The 15,847-nt window shown below is 43.4% G+C and carries 14 protein-coding genes; 3 read left to right on the plus strand and 11 right to left on the minus strand.

What is annotated here, in order from left to right; translation table 11 throughout:
• Positions 1–6: 6 nt before the first annotated feature.
• From speB to speA, 4 genes are all read right to left on the minus strand, one after another.
• A complete protein-coding gene (speB, locus tag BLT94_RS18500; RefSeq protein WP_092237420.1) occupies positions 7–888 on the minus strand; it encodes an agmatinase in 882 nt (293 codons plus the stop codon).
• A 20-nt stretch (positions 889–908) separates the two neighbouring features.
• Positions 909–2,075: a carboxynorspermidine decarboxylase gene (gene nspC / locus BLT94_RS18505; RefSeq protein ID WP_092237423.1), complete on the minus strand. Its 1,167-nt coding sequence runs from the start codon at positions 2,073–2,075 to the stop codon at positions 909–911.
• A complete protein-coding gene (locus BLT94_RS18510) occupies positions 2,072–3,265 on the minus strand; it encodes a saccharopine dehydrogenase family protein (protein WP_092237426.1) in 1,194 nt (397 codons plus the stop codon). The genes nspC and BLT94_RS18510 overlap by 4 nt, the downstream gene beginning before the upstream one ends.
• A gap of 83 nt (positions 3,266–3,348) precedes the next feature.
• Entirely contained in the window at positions 3,349–5,262 is a 1,914-nt protein-coding gene (gene speA / locus BLT94_RS18515; protein WP_092237429.1) for a biosynthetic arginine decarboxylase, read from the minus strand.
• Positions 5,263–5,677: 415 nt separating this feature from the next.
• Here speA and BLT94_RS18525 point away from each other — a divergent pair, with 415 nt between their 5' ends.
• Together BLT94_RS18525 and BLT94_RS18530 are read left to right on the plus strand one after the other, a co-directional pair.
• Positions 5,678–5,923: a hypothetical protein gene (locus BLT94_RS18525; protein ID WP_092237435.1), complete on the plus strand. Its 246-nt coding sequence runs from the start codon at positions 5,678–5,680 to the stop codon at positions 5,921–5,923.
• Between the two features lie 175 nt (positions 5,924–6,098).
• A complete protein-coding gene (locus BLT94_RS18530) occupies positions 6,099–7,508 on the plus strand; it encodes a sigma-54 interaction domain-containing protein (RefSeq protein WP_092237438.1) in 1,410 nt (469 codons plus the stop codon).
• 109 nt (positions 7,509–7,617) lie between these two features.
• Here the strand turns inward: BLT94_RS18530 and BLT94_RS18535 are convergent, their stop codons facing one another.
• A complete protein-coding gene (locus tag BLT94_RS18535) occupies positions 7,618–7,812 on the minus strand; it encodes a hypothetical protein (protein ID WP_092237441.1) in 195 nt (64 codons plus the stop codon).
• Positions 7,813–8,089: 277 nt separating this feature from the next.
• On the opposite strand from BLT94_RS18535, the gene dksA reads away from it, so the two are divergent.
• A complete protein-coding gene (gene dksA / locus BLT94_RS18540) occupies positions 8,090–8,452 on the plus strand; it encodes an RNA polymerase-binding protein DksA (protein ID WP_322787305.1) in 363 nt (120 codons plus the stop codon).
• 93 nt (positions 8,453–8,545) lie between these two features.
• Here dksA and BLT94_RS18545 read toward each other — a convergent pair whose 3' ends face one another.
• The 6 genes from BLT94_RS18545 to BLT94_RS18570 all read right to left on the minus strand — a co-directional run bounded on the left by BLT94_RS18545 (position 8,546) and on the right by BLT94_RS18570 (position 15,513).
• A complete protein-coding gene (locus tag BLT94_RS18545) occupies positions 8,546–8,920 on the minus strand; it encodes a response regulator transcription factor (protein WP_014955642.1) in 375 nt (124 codons plus the stop codon).
• 71 nt (positions 8,921–8,991) lie between these two features.
• Positions 8,992–11,814, minus strand: coding sequence for a sensor histidine kinase (locus tag BLT94_RS18550; RefSeq protein ID WP_092237446.1), 2,823 nt, complete (start codon positions 11,812–11,814; stop codon positions 8,992–8,994).
• 18 nt (positions 11,815–11,832) lie between these two features.
• The gene (locus tag BLT94_RS18555) at positions 11,833–12,114 is read right to left on the minus strand and encodes a hypothetical protein (RefSeq protein ID WP_014955644.1); all 282 of its coding nucleotides are present in this window, start codon (positions 12,112–12,114) and stop codon (positions 11,833–11,835) included.
• Positions 12,115–12,491: 377 nt separating this feature from the next.
• Positions 12,492–13,736 (minus strand): TetR/AcrR family transcriptional regulator, encoded by a 1,245-nt coding sequence (locus BLT94_RS18560; RefSeq protein ID WP_092237448.1) that lies wholly within the window; start codon positions 13,734–13,736, stop codon positions 12,492–12,494.
• Positions 13,737–13,844: 108 nt separating this feature from the next.
• A complete protein-coding gene (locus BLT94_RS18565; protein WP_092237452.1) occupies positions 13,845–14,273 on the minus strand; it encodes a MarR family winged helix-turn-helix transcriptional regulator in 429 nt (142 codons plus the stop codon).
• 49 nt (positions 14,274–14,322) lie between these two features.
• Positions 14,323–15,513 (minus strand): multidrug effflux MFS transporter, encoded by a 1,191-nt coding sequence (locus BLT94_RS18570; protein ID WP_175530410.1) that lies wholly within the window; start codon positions 15,511–15,513, stop codon positions 14,323–14,325.
• Between the last annotated feature and the right edge of the window lie 334 nt (positions 15,514–15,847).

Raw genomic sequence — 15,847 nt, forward strand, 5'->3', positions numbered from 1 at the left:
ACCCTTTTAATCGTTAAGGGAATGCCTGTTGCGCTGAATCATTCCCATGATGGAATACACAAGCTGTGCCGCGGCAAAATCCGATCCATGATCACCGGGTATGGGTGCCAGCTCAACAACATCAAACCCTGCCAGGGATCTTTGGCAGAGGCATTTTTCAATAAGCCAGAGCGCATCATACCATCCAAGGCCTCCGGGCACAGGTGTCCCTGTTGCCCGGATAACTGAAGGATCAAGGCCGTCCACATCAAAGGAAAGATAAATGATATCAGGAAAATCCAAAGGCAACACCATGTCACGACCCTTGTTTTTATACAGCATTCGGGCATCAAGATACCCCACGCCGATGGATGAGCGCAGTTCATGCTCTTCACGGGATATGGCCCTGACACCGATCTGGAACAGGGGAAGGTTGAGTTCATCCATGGCACGCTTCATGACACAGGCATGGCTGAAGCGTTCTCCCTGGTATTCGTCCCGAAGATCAGCATGGGCGTCAAATTGTACGATGCCGATGGGTTGTTTTATTTTTGAGCTAATTGCCCTGAGGGCACCTAAGGTTACGGTATGTTCTCCGCCTAAAAGTACCGGGATCGCCCCCATGGATATGGATTTTTCAACACGGGCTTCTATGCGTGAAAGCACCTGTTGGATATTGCCTGTGCAGTCAACCGTGGCTGTGGTATGGATTCCCGATTCCAGTGGGACTGACTCGCCATCCCATGCTTCAAGCTGCTGGGATGCTTCAAGGATTGCCCGTGGACCGTCTGCCGTACCGCTGCCATAGGAGACGGATGCCTCAAGCGGTGTTGGAATAACATGAAATAAAGATTGGTCTGCCTGCCGGTTTCCTTTTTCAGATTCTATAAAATCAGGAATGGATGACATATGCTTTCCTTTTTAAAGTTTTACAGCCGATTTTTAAAATTTGAATAGCCAAATGTTTTAACGATCTCCATTTGCCGGTCTTGTGACCGGAACAGGGCAATGGCAGGAAGCCGGATACCGTTAAACGTATTTGTTTTTACCATTGTGTAAATTGCCATATCGGAAAAAACAAGTTTTGAACCAACTTGCAAGGGAGTGTCAAAAGAATATTCACCCGCCACATCCCCGGCAAGACATGAAGCCCCTGCAATGCGGCAGGTGTGTTTTTTTTGTCCTGGGTTTGCAGAACCGATGATATGGGGCCGGTAAGGCATTTCAAGCACATCCGGCATATGGGCGGGCACGGATGCATCCATTATGGCGATATTCATATCCGACTCAACAATATCCAGAACCGTGGCAACAAGATAGCCGGTATTCAGGGCAACTGCCTCACCCGGCTCAAGGTAGACCTCCACGTTCCAGCGGTTTTTAACCGACAAAATAATGTCTTCAAGCAGGCGAAGATTATAACCCGGCTTTGTAATATGGTGGCCTCCGCCAAAATTAATATAGTCCATATCAGAAAAATAACGGCCAAATGAAGTTTCAACCGCCTTCACTGTTCTTTCAAGACAATCTGCATCCTGTTCGCACAGGTTATGCCAGTGCAGTCCCTTGATATGGGGCAGCAGGTCTTCGCAAAATTGAGGTTTTTTAACGCCTAACCTGGAACCTTTGGCACACGGATCATACATTGGTGTTGCTCCTTCGGAATGTTCCGGATTGATCCTGATTCCCAATGTAACGGTTCGGCCAAGGGATGCCGTTGTCTTTTTGACCAGTTCCCTGAACCGCTCAAGCTGGCTGAACGAATTAAACACAAGATGATCTGTTGTGTGGCAAAGCTCAATAATATCATCTCTGGAATAGCCGGCAGCAAAGGTATGCACCTCCCTGCCAAACTCTTCTTGGCCCAGCCTGGCTTCATGGGGAGAGCTTGCACAAACGCCGTCCAGCACGGTTCTCAACAGGGCAAACACCCGGGGCATGGCAAAGCATTTAAGGGCAAGCAGAATCTTGCAACCTGTTTGCTGTTTCAGGTCTGATAAAATGGCAAGGTTGTGTTTCAACAACTCTTCATCCACGACAAAACAGGGGCTGGGAACCGTATCAGGATCAAACCGGTAATGCGTATATCCGTTCACGACAGTTCCACAACCTTCCAGGGCAATCCGTGCAGATTGAGCGCATCCATGAACGGATCAGGGTCAAATTGTTCCATGTTCCAGACGCCCGGCAGGTGCCATTTTTTTTGAAGCATCAGCATGGCCCCGATCATGGCCGGCACCCCTGTTGTGTAGGATATGGCCTGTGAGCCGACCTCTTTGAACGCTTCTTCATGGCTGCAGATATTGTATATATAAAGGGTTTTGTCTTTATTGTCCTTGATTCCCTTCATCACACAGCCGATACAGGTTCTGCCTTTTGTCAGCGGTCCAAGGGACGAAGGCTCGGGTAGAACCGCTTTTAAAAACTGCAATGGAATTATTTTTTCTCCTTGAAAATCAATGGGATCAATGCGGGTCATGCCGATATTTTCCAGAACCTTGAGATGATTGAGATACTGGTCGGAAAAGGTCATCCAGAATCGTGCCCGTTTTAAACCCTTTAAATGAAGGACAAGGGACTCGAGTTCTTCGTGGTACATCAGGTAACACTTGCGCGGACCAATTCCTTCAGGGAAATCATAATTCATGGACCAGGACAGGGGGTCGGTCTCCACCCATTCTCCTTGTTCCCAGTATCGTCCCGGCTGGGTTATCTCCCGTATATTGATTTCCGGGTTGAAATTGGTGGCAAATGCCTGGCCGTGATCTCCGGCATTGCAGTCAATGATATCCAGCTGATGGATCTCATCAAAATGATGTTTTTGTGCCCAGGCGCAAAAAACATTGGTCACACCCGGATCAAATCCTGATCCAAGCAAAGCCATGAGGTTTTTTTCCCGGAATCGTTTTTCATATTCCCATTGCCATTTGTATTCAAACTTTGCCAGGTCAGGCGGTTCATAATTGGCCGTGTCCAGATAATCCACACCTGTGGCAAGACAGGCTTCCATCAAGGCCAGGTCCTGGTAAGGCAATGCCACATTGAGGACTAAGTCAGGATTGACGGACTTTATCAGTTCTACGGTTTCCTGAATATTATCAGCATCCAGCTTTGCCGTGGTGATTTTTTTCTTGAACCGTTTTTCTATCTCACCGGCAATGGCATCGCATTTTGACGCTGTCCTGCTTGCCAGAACAATTTGGGAAAATACATCAGACACCTGGGCGCATTTATGGGCAACAACACTGCCAACCCCTCCCGCGCCAACAATCAAAACTTTGGACATATCACACCTCCTGATAACGGTTTAAAACCGGATAAACTCAAATGCATATTTTTGCTTGTTTTTTTTATCTTACACCTTTTGGATTATCGTTCAAAATAGGTATATCCTCTTAAACCGGCCTCATACACCTGCATGATTTCACGCCTTTCCTGGGGAGAGATTTTTCCCCGGCGAACCGCAGCTTCCGCAATTTTCCGGAACCGGACCAGCAAACGCTTGGGATCATATGCCACATAAGACAAAATGTTGGCCACTGTATCCCCCTCCTGCTCTCCTACAAATTCATATTCTCCGTTTTCAAGGATTTTAATGGTCACCACATTTGTGTCGCCAAGCAGGTTGTGAAGATCTCCAAGGGTTTCCTGGTAGGCACCCACAAGAAAGGTTCCCAGAAAATATTCTTCGGAATCCTTTAATTCATGCAAAGGCAGATACCGTTTAAATCCATGGGAGTCAATGAACCGGTCCATCTTGCCGTCACAGTCACAGGTGATGTCTGCAATAATGGCTTTTCTTAAAGGCTCTTCATTCAGCCGATGAATGGGCATTACGGGAAACAGCTGTTCAATGGCCCAGGAATCCGGCAGGGATTGAAACACGCTGAAATTGCAATAATAAATATCTGCCAGGGCACGTTCGATATCTTCCAGTTCAGGGCCGATGTGCTTCATCTCTTTGGCTTTTTTTGCTATTTCATTCATGGTTGCCCAGAAAATTTGTTCTGCTAAAGACCGGTCCCGAAGGGTTATCTTTCCATGATTGAACAGTTTGCGGACCTCATCCCGGTAAAAAAGGACATCATTAAAACATTCCTGTATGTTTCTGATACTCAATGTTTCCAGAGCATTAAACATATACTGGATCTGGGGGTGACACTCTTCGGGCAGTATGTCCGGCAGGGGTTCGGGCTGAAACCTTGTAACATCAAGAACATTGAACAAAAGCATGGAATAATAGGCAACCAGGGAACGGCCCGATTCGGTAATGATTGTCGGATGAGGAATCTTTTCTTCATCCAGCGAAGTCATCACACTTTCAATAATATCTGTGCAGTATTCACTCAGGGTGTAATTTTTGCTGCTGAGAAAATTTGACTGTGATCCGTCATAATCAACAGCCAGACCTCCGCCAAGGTCAAGGTATTTTATGTTGGCACCTTCTTTGAACAGGCCTGCATACACTCGGCATGACTCATTGACTGCGGTTCTGATTTCACGGATATTGGATATCTGCGACCCCAGGTGATAATGAACCATTTGCAGGCAATCCAGCATGTTTTCCCGGGCCAGCAGATCAACTGCTTGAACGATTTGTGTGGTATTAAGACCGAATATGCTTCGGTCTCCGCCAGAATCCGCCCAGTGTCCGCCGGCCTGTGTTGACAATTTTATTCGGATGCCTAAAACCGGTTTTGCGTTTAATATTTTTGACCGTTCAATGATCAGCGGAAGCTCGCTTGGCATCTCCACAACCAGGATGCAGAAGTGTCCGATTTTTGAAGCATAGAGTCCAAGATCAATAAATTCCTGGTCTTTGTATCCATTGCATATCAAAGGGGCTTTTTTGTCCGTTTGCATCCCCATGGCGGCAATCAGTTCGGCTTTGCTGCCTGCTTCAAGTCCATGATGATATCTGGCACCGAACTGGGTTATTTTTTCAACCACCTGCTCTTGCTGATTCACTTTTATGGGATAAGCACCTATAAATGAACCGCCATAATTTAATTCATTGATGGCGGACAAAAAGCTTTCATTTAACTCGATAATCCGGGAATTGAGAATGTTTTCAACCCTCAGCAGCACCGGCATGTCCATGCCCCTTGCTTTCATGCCTTCCACCACTTCGGGTATGCTGACCGCATTGCGTATTTCACCCGGAGACGGCATAACCATCAGATCACCATTGTCCGACAGTGAGAAATAACCGCCGCCCCAGTCATCTATGCCATAAAGATCACTGGATTTGTTTGTATTCCATCGCTCAAATGTGTAGTTCATATGAATTTCTCTTTCCGCAGTATTAATTTGTCCTGTTCATTTCTGCAAATGAAAGGCCGATTACTATAAAAATTTCTGAATAAATGCAACCTGTTTTCCAATTTTTTCTTAACCGAATCCAGCAACATTTTTTCTATTTGACAACCAGACCTGAAATGTCTTGTTTTGTGATGCAAGAGATCGCAAGAATCGTTTTTTATCAAAATCGCTATAACCTGATTGATCCTCCTTTAATTCAATCAGGCAATCATAACTATTCAACATCCTTATTCCAGGTTTGCTAACAGCAACAAAAATGCCAATATCTGCTGGTGATGGAAGTTTTGTGGGGTTGGTTTTTTTATAATCAGCCTGCCCCTTTTGTTTTATTCATTTGCTTGTTCCTTCTGGCATATTAATTGTAAACATAAGAAGCATGGACAAACATCAAACATCAATAAACGGTATCATCATACCTGTTGACTGGAACACGGAAGGCAAGGCTCTCAAAATTGCAATTGTAACATTTGATGAAGATACAGTCATGGTTGCAGACAACGCCTGTTGTCGAAGCTTGATGAATCATATCAGGAAAACCGTTACTGTCAGCGGTGAAATAAGCATCATCAATACCGTAAAAAAGATGCGGGTGGAACATTTCGAGATTCATCAAAATATTTAAAAACCACACTATTAAATGGTTGAGATCAAATTGCCTGATACTGCATTCTTGCCTGTCAATTTTTGTTTTTATTGACAACGATTATTGTTGCTGATAATGAAACTGTCAAATTCTTACACTGTTTCCGATACCGGTCAACAGGTTTTGTTAAAAGTTTATTTTTTTTGGAATCAGCATGAAAGATATTCTGGTCTTAACCAGCCGGTCAGATGATTTTTCCCTTATTGCAAGCGCCCTGCCAGAAACCAGCAACGTAAAGCATGCAGTTGATCTTGCCGCAGCACAGGCAATGCACAGCAAAGCCCCGTTTGATATGATCATGGCGGATATTGCTCTGTTTGAAAAAGAAGGAGACACAGAAGATTTCAGCTTTTCAACACATCCTTTTGTCAAGGCAAGCCCTTTTGTGCAATTTGTTATACTATGCCCTAAAAACAATCTTCAAAAAGCACTTAAAGCCGTAAAAGAAGGGGCGGCGGGCTATCTTATGTATCCTGTTCAGAAACGGGACATTCAATTGCTGTTGCCGTCGGTTATCAGGACTCTTTCCAGAGACTTTGAATTAGACTACCTTCGGGATCACTTCTGGAAAACAGAATGGCTTGAGATTATTCGTTCCAAGAATTTTAATATGAAAGAAATCTATGGAAATATTCGTTCTGTGGCCCCAACGATTGCAACAGTGCTGTTATTGGGTGATACCGGCACTGGAAAGGGAATGATGGCCCGGCTGATCCACTGGCACAGCCAGCGCTCAGAAAAGCCTTTTATTGAAGTTCATTGCGGTGCCATACCCGATACTTTGATCGAAAGTGAACTTTTCGGGCATGAAAAAGGGGCCTTTACCGGGGCTGATCGAAGAAAGCCCGGAAAATTTGAAATGGCCAAGGGCGGAACCATCTTTCTGGATGAAATAGGAACCATTACACCTTCTGCTCAAATCAAACTGCTCCAGGTTCTTCAAAACGGCATATTCAGCCGGATCGGAGGTGAGTCTATGCTGAAATCAGATGTCCGCATTATAGCGGCTACAAATTCAGACCTTGCCCGGCAGGTAAAAACAGGTGAATTCAGAAAAGATCTTTATTACCGTCTTAACATTTTTCCCATTAAAATTCCGCCGCTCAGGGAAAGGCTTGAAGACCTGCCTTATTTGACTGAAATTTTTCTTGAAAACCTGAATGTTAAATATGGTAAAAAAATTGACGGATTTCATTATTTGGTGCTTGAAGGGTTTAAAAAATACGATTGGCCCGGCAATATTCGCGAGCTTGAAAATATTCTGGAGCGGGCCTATATCCTTGAAGATTCATCTGTCATGACGCCTCAAAATTTCCCCAGGGAAACCATGCCCGGGTTTGATTGTGAAAGTGCCGGCAACGATGCCGGAACCTCTCTTGCTCAGGCAAGGCAGCATGCCATTAACTTGTTTGAACACTCCTACCTGACCGCTTTGTTAGAACAGACCGGGGGACGCATTGGTCTTGCAGCACAAAAAGCCGGAATCACTGCGCGACAGCTTAACAGGCTTTTAAACCGTCATGGGTTGAATAAAAATAAATTTAAACGAAAAAAGGACATTTGATGTCTGGTCATGAGTTTTGTAATCATCATCTCCCGACATCAAATGTCTGGTTTTAGAATTGTATCATAACGGTCTGTAAGTCCTTATACATACTATTGACTCAAGCTTTTTATCGAGTGGAGCTGATTGGTAAATCATAATCTTGTTTTGTTTTTCTTTTTTTCTTGCCCAGTTTCTTTTTTCTTTTATAAAATTCTTTTTTTTCCTCATTGCTGTAGGCTTCATCTTGATGATCCTTGAATTTTCGAATCTTTTGCTTTTTTTCTTGATTTACATTCATTTCATCTGAATTGTATTTTCCCATAATGCTTCCTCACGGATGTTTTTTTTCAAAAAGGATTTAACCTGGTTCACCAATCATCTCTAAATCATTAAATGTTTGCATTTTCCATACCAGAGACAACGCTAACTATTGTCAATTATGAAGCATCAAAATATTGTTTTGAGATTTTTTTCAATGAAATCAAATGATTTTGTTCATAGAATATTTAGAATAAGTTTGCAGGCATGTTTTTTGCTAATAAAATTTAAAAACACGTCACAAAATTGATCCGGAGAAAAATTTTAAACTAAAGGAGGCAATGATGGAAAAAGATCAAATTAAATATTTCAAAACCGTTTTGACTCTGCGGCTTGATGAACTTATAAACCATGCCGGACATACAATGTCGGAACTTGTATCCCAAAGCATTCAGGAAATAGGATACATTGACAGGGCCTGTGTTGATACAGATCAGACTTTGAAATTAAGAATCAGATCAAGGGAAAGCCAGTTGATAAAAAAAATCCGGGCTGCATTGGACAGGGTTGAAAACAATTCTTATGGTATTTGTGAATCCTGTGGTGAAGACATTTCAATAAAAAGACTTGAAGCAAGACCTGTTACTACAAAGTGTATTCACTGTAAAGAAGAGGAAGAAAAACAGGAACTGATCATGCAGTAACCGTATTTGTTTTTATTTTCTGGCCTGCCATCCGGGATTTGATTTGTGCCAAAGAGGCATCATGGCAAAAGATCGCAAATGATACCACCCCTTTTAATCTTTGTCTGCCAACAGATTTTTAATCTTGCTTACCACATAGTCATTGGCAAATGGCTTGGTGATGTAATCATCAGCTGAAAGTCCCATGCCTTTGGCAATATCAATGGAACGGGCCATGGCAGATAAAAAAATAATCCGGGTATTGCTGAATTGTTTTTCCTGACGGATTTTCTGGCATACTTCATACCCGTCCATTCCGGGCAGCATAATATCCAGTAAAATAAGATCCGGTTTCCAGCTCAATATCAGGCCCAGCGCTTTTTCCCCGGTATCTGCGGTTTGAACATCATAGTTGTTCCGGGTCATTAAAAATTCTAAAGGCACGACAATATTTGGTTCATCATCAACAATCAATATTTTTTTTTTCATGTTGTCCCCTTTATCTTGCAATCAAGATTAGGTTGAGATGGGCGGTTTAATGAAGTATTTGTTTGCGATATTTATTCTACCAGAGGCAGAGTGAAAAAGAAAGTTGCCCCTTTGTCAGGTTTGCTGTCCACCCATATCCTTCCTTTATGGGCATCAATAATATGTCTGGAAATCGTCAATCCAATGCCGGTTCCGGCAGGCCTTCCCCTTGAACCGGAAACCACCTGGCGAAATTCATGAAAAATAATCTCCTGGTCGTCTTTGCCGATACCAATGCCGTTATCTTGGACAAAGATCTTTAAATACCGGGTTTTATTTTCCCCGGTTTGTTTGGTTTCCTTTTTCATCCCGATCTTGATTTTGCCATTGTTGATATCGCAGAATTTGACGGCATTGGATATCAGGTTTACCATGACCTGTATCAACCGGTCTTTATCACCGGATACAAAAAAAGGTTTTTCAGGCAGGTCAAGGGTCAAATCAATATTTTTTTCTTTGATTAACTGGCCGGTTGAAACAACAGAGTCTTCAATGACATATTTAAAATCAACCTGTGCCATCTGCCACTGAATCCGGCCGGATTCAATTTTTTGAAAATCAAGAACATTATTAATCAGCCGGGTCAACCGTTCACTTTCCTTGATGATGATACCGACAAACAGATGATGTTTTTGAGCATCCAGGTCAGGGGTGTGATGTACAATTTCAGCCAATGACCGTATAGAGGTTAAAGGGGTTCTAAGTTCATGGGTGACTGTGGAGATAAATTCGTTTTTCAGCCGGTCCAGCTCTTTTAGCCGCTCATTGGCTGCCTCAAGATTTTTGGTGGCCTTTTCAAGTTTTCGGCTGTAAATAATCATCTGCTGAGTCTCGTCCAGAATATGCATGATTTCATTCATGCCCAGGGGTTCCTCTTCCACAACTGATTTTACCATGACAAGGGCTGATGCCGATCCTATGGCTCCTGCCAGCAGTTTTTCAGCATGACTGACAAGGCCTGCATCGGCAATCAGTTCCCGGTCCAGGTTGATATTGTTTTTTCTGGCATAGAGTGTCAGGGCATCCCGGGTTCTTTGTTTTCCTAAAAATCGTTCCAGCAGGGTTCTCAAATCCATAACCGATGCCGTGGCCCGCCAGAAGGAAGATTTTTCCGATTCCACGGAATACTTGAACACATCCACAAACAAGGTGGCCTGTTTTCGCTCCATTGCCGTTTGCCTGGAAAACAAAGATACGCCGGTAAACAATAACAGGTTTGCTGACATACTCCAGAATACGGCATGGGTATACTGGTTAAATCCCAATTGATCGGCATCCAGGCCGAACAGATGCCTGGGGGTTAAAAGTTTAAGTCCCAATGGCCCGTGGACCAGGAAATCCTGGGACAAAAACCCGGCCTGGGCAAGTGAGGGCAGCACCAGGGTGTACATCCAGACAAAAAATCCGGCCAGCAATCCAAAGAGCGCTCCCCTACGGGTTGCGCCTTTCCAGAAAATTCCGCCGATCACGGCCGGACTGAACTGGGCCACGGCTGCAAAGGAGATCATTCCAATGGAGACAAGGGAATAATATTGAACCACATAATGAAAATAAAGATATCCCAAAATCACGATGAGCAGTATGCTGATTCGTCTGATAATCAGGAGCAGACGGCTGAGATCGGCTTTCTGGTCCAGCCTTAAACAGGACAGGCGCAGCAGTACCGGCATGACCAGGTCATTGCAGACCATTGTGGACAGGGCAATGGTTTCCACGATGACCATTCCCGTGGCCGCGGACATCCCGCCGATAAAAGCAAACAAGGCCAGGGCCTGCTGCTTTTGAGCCATCAGCAGGGTCAGGGCAAAATAGTCGGCATCCACGCTGCCGCCGGCAAATTTTAAAATTCCTCCAAAGGGTTGGGAAAATGACTGTTTGCAGGCCGGGTCAAGCCCGCATTGTTCAAAAAAATAGATCATCCCGCCAAAGGCAATGGGGATAACAAAAATATTAATGGCCAGAAGATACAAAGGGAAAAGCCAGACCGCTTTTTTCAAATGGTTTTCATCCACATTCTCCACCACAATTACCTGGAACTGACGGGGCAGCAAAAAGACGGCCATCATGGCCAGAAAAAGCGCATTATACCATCCTGTAAAGGTGTCTGAATTGATCTGCATGACAAAGAGCTGACGTATACCGGGAACAAGGCTTGCCTGTTCAAACAGGTCTTTGAATCCGGAATACAGTCCATAGGTGATAAAAAGTCCCACGCAGATGACGGCCAGCAGCTTTATAATGGATTCAAAGGCAATGGCTGCCACCAGTCCTTCATGGCGCTCTGTGGCATCCAGGTGGCGGGTTCCGAAAATTACGGCAAACAAGGCCAGCAAAATGGCCACAAAAAAAGCCGTGTCTCTTGTGGCGAAAAGGTTGACCTCGCTTTGCGCCATGTAAACATCCGGGTATTGGCTGATCAATTGAAACGAGGTTGAGATGGCTTTAATCTGAACGGACATGTACGGCACAATGCCGAGAACGGCTATGATCGTTACAGCTCCTGCAATGGTGGCGCTTTTACCGTATCGTGAGGCAATGAAATCGGCAATGGAGGTGATCCGGTTGATCTTGCTGATGCAGATAATTTTTCTCAGGACGGGCCACCCCAGGATCATCATGAAAGTGGGGCCCAGGTAAATATTTAAAAATCCAGTGGCTCCTGATCTGCCCGCCGCCCCCACGCTCCCGTAAAAGGTCCAGGCCGTGCAGTAGACAGCCAGGGACAATGCGTAAATATAGGGATTGCTGATAATGCTTTTGCCTGCTTCAGCCCGTTTGTCTCCCCAGAAGGCAATGGCAAACAAGAGTCCCATATATCCGAAAGAGACAAAAACAATGATTTTTTGTTCTAACATAATGGCCCTGTGTTTCCATTAATCAGGCTTCATATCGTTAATTTTGGCATCAGCCTGATGGTTTGAATTGTTTGCCGGCGTATCCGGTTTTGTCAGGTGAAAGGTCTCGGGGATTTTTCCAAAAAAAATGATAAAAAAAATCAATGCTGACCAGGCCGTGAAAATATACAAAAAAAACAAAGGGATTCCAAACAGGCGAATCGGCAGGTTGAAGATAGTCAAAACAGGATAGCAAAACAGAAAACACGCGAATAAGAAAAGCCCTATATACCGTTCTTTTATGGATCTGCTGTCCAGCATGGCGTCATCCTTATATGCGATAAGCCCGGTTTTGTATCAATAATTTTTTTTATGCTTTCTCATTGAATACAATGAACGACAAAAATAAATCAAGGGATTTATATGAAAGAATTTTTAACTTGCTGAAATCAAACCTCTTTCATTCTTTGCTGTGGCAGGCTGATCGGCCATGGCCGTTATTCAGTGTTGTTTTCTTTTTGCTGGGTATGGATATCAGCAGATGCGTGGGAAGGCAATAAAAACAACTGTAATCTGATTGCCATTTCATAATTTGAATGCGCCATGGAGCATCGGGTACAGCAGTGCCATTACCTTGTCCACTAAAGCTTAAGTCTGAAGGTTGAATTTAGAAGCAAAAACAAGCCTGACCTTTCATTTTATTTGTATATCGAATTTAATTTAGTTATGATTGAATTATCCGCTACAACGGATCTGCATAGCATCTCAACCACTTTTTCAATTTCCTTCAGCATATCAATGGGTTCTTCTTTTTTAAGTATAGTCCATTTTATGGCAAGATGGGTGAAGGCACCGATAAACATGTTCCTGAACAATCGGGGATCGACGGAATATCTGAAAATACCTTGTTTCTGACCCTCCTTTAATATACTTTCTAAAATCGACACATAATCAATATAATCCTTATAGAGAATAGAGTTGTAAAATTTTTTGTTTAGTTTGATTTCCAGCAGGAACACCTTTGTAAAATCTCTGTCCTCCATAAAGATCGTGAACAGCAGTCGAATGAACCGTCGCAATTTTTTGATGGGGTGTTGAATATCAAACATTTCCTCTCCGCTTTTTTTCAAACGTCGGAGCCGTTTTTTGGGGATGGAAAACAGCAGGTCTTCTTTGTTCTTAAAATAGTTGTAAATAGTTCCCTCGCTCACATTGGCAATATTTGCAATTTCATTCATTGTCGCTGCATTGTATCCTTTTTGAGCAAATACCTGCACTGCTGCCTTGAGTATTCTTTTCTTTTTATTATTGTCATCATTGTTTATTGATGTGACTGACTCGCTGGAAATAATGGCAAACACTAAATCCATTATACCTTTGAAATCCGGCATTGTGGTTTTAATTTCTCCGGAAGCCAGGCAACTTAAGGATTCTTCATCCAGCAATCCGAGAATCAAATTCAAGATGAGGTTCACGTTGATATCCGGACGGAATACATTTTCATCAACCCCCTGCTGAATGGTCTGGCCCATGAATCTGGTATATTCCCTGAGGGTATTGTATCCTTCATGTGTATAAAAATTTTTATTGGAGCGGCATTCAATCAGAAGGTTTTTTAAAGTCCGTGAATCATCAGGATTCAGGTCAGTGACGTAAAGATGATGCCATATCATCTTGCTCAATCTTGAAACAGGGTCCAATACTCCCTCCAGGTGAAACCTTAGATCTTTCTCAACATCCGTTAATTTGTCTGCCAGCGCATAAAACAATAAATCTTCTTTGTTTTTGAAATAATGATAAATAATGGAATCCGTTACCCCGGCCCTGCCTGCGATTTCAGATATGCTGGAATCTTCAAGGTTTTTTTGAGAAATGATCTTCTGGACTGCCTTTAAAATTTGTTTTCGAGGGCTGGCAGTCATCCCCTTTTTTTTTATTTTCATGTTCACCTTAATATGTTTTACGCTGTATCTAAATTTTAAGCTTTGTCTAAAAAACGGATTTTCTATAAAAAATTTATATGAAAGTTTTCGAAAATCCAAAAAGCGACTTTATCTCTTTAGTGCCCCATGGAGCATTCTATCCAGCAGATCCATCAGCCGGTCCTGTTCTTCGGGGCTTAATGCACTCAAAAGCTCTTCACTGGCTTTGTTAAGCGAGTCAAATAATTTTTGTTTTATATTCCTTGACATGTTCGTCAGCTCAACCAGTTTTTGTCGGCGGTTTTCAGGGTTAATGGATCGATTCAGGAAACCTTTTTTTTCCAGAGAATCTATCCCCCTGGCCGCCACACTTTTGTCAATAAACACATGGGACCCAATATCATCCTGAATCATTGGTGTTTCATGATCCAGAAGGGTTGCTATAAAAGGAAGATGCCCCGGTTGTATATCCAGGGGTTTTATCTTTTCTTTTACCGCAGCCAGATGGAGACGATGAAGCTTTCCCAGCATGTAACCCAGTAATTTTTTTTCTGCCATCTTATGTCCTTGTTTTTTTGATTGAGTAATTTCTCCTTGACTTTCGCGTTCATTTTTTAACACCCTTTAACAGAAACCAGAAAACAAAAAAAGTTGCCAGTCCGGATAAGACAGCCATGAATCCGATCATTGTTATTTTCCACTCTCCGCCCAGAGAAATAATCCACATGGCAGCTGCACCGAAAATAAAATTGGAAAACATCATTAATGAAGAGGCAGATCCGATATCCCGGTTTACTGTTTCCAGGATCAGATTAATGCACACAGGGCGGGTAAAACCGAAACAAAAAGAAATAAAGCACATGGGAAAGGTAAAAAACAACACCTGTGAATGGGGTATCGTCATGATCAGAAGGCCGCCGGTCAGTATGCCGCCGAACCCAAGCCGGATAAGCGTTATATCGCTGAATTTTGCAGACAGGTTCATGCAGATAAACGAACCTGTCATTATGGAAAATGCATTCATGCCGAAAAACAATCCAAATACCTGTTCCGACAGGCTGAACCCGGTGATGTAAATATCGGCCGAGGCACCAATAAAGGCAAACAGGGGACTCATGGACGCACTAAATAAAAAAGAAAGGCTTAAAAATCGTAAATTTCCGAACAGGGCAAGATAAGGCACGGCCATTTTCATTAAAGGGATATGCCTTGGGGCCGGGTTGGTTTCAGGTATTCTGAGAACACCTGCAAAGGCGATGAATGCAATTGCTGCCTGGAGAATAAAAATAATATGCCAGCTGCCGAACAGCAGTGCCCAGGATCCCAGTGTCGGCCCGAGCATGGGTGCCAGCCCAACGATAATACTGATCAGGGCCAGAATTTTATATCGTTCCGGGCCTGTATAGTGATCTTTGGTAATTGAAAGTCCTAAAACCGAAGGGGCGGCAGCTCCGATTCCTTGAAGTATTCTGGCATAGATAAGGGTTTGAGGCGATCCTGCAATCGAACATAAAAGACTTGCCAGTATGAACAAAGACAGTCCTGCCAGAAGGGGTGCCTTCCTGCCAAACCGATCGGAAAGCGGCCCATACACCAGCAGGGCAGGGCTATAACCCAAAAAAAATCCGATCAGGGTCAAACTTATGATTTTTAGTTCCACTCCCCACAATTTTCCAAGATAAGGCATGGCCGGCAGATACATATCCGTAGACAGGGGGGGGAAGGCAGACAGCACTGCCAGCAGCGGAATTAAAAACGGAATGTGCAAAGCTGCTGACAAATTGGTTCGAGATTCCATGATGATTTCCCCCTTTTTTTGTTTGGCAAAATAGTTGCATAAGCAACAATTGTCTTTGCAACTTAATATGCGGATCATATAAAATCAATATTTTTTTAAGAAAATTGAAAGGCTTTTTAGGAAAGACCGTCAGGTTTTTGAAACAGAGGGATAATAGCATAAAAGGCCATGTCAGCTTGCTCTGCCATGGCCTTTTTTATGAAAGTCTTAAAAAATCCAAACAGCGACTTTTATTTTTTGTTGTGGGCAAACCAGGATGAAAGACCAGGTCTGCCCGTGGCAGTTATATGAAAAAACAGATGAAAAACAAAAAATTAATACATGGTTTGGCAGG

This window comes from Desulfobacula phenolica (assembly GCF_900105645.1).
GTDB lineage: Bacteria > Desulfobacterota > Desulfobacteria > Desulfobacterales > Desulfobacteraceae > Desulfobacula > Desulfobacula toluolica.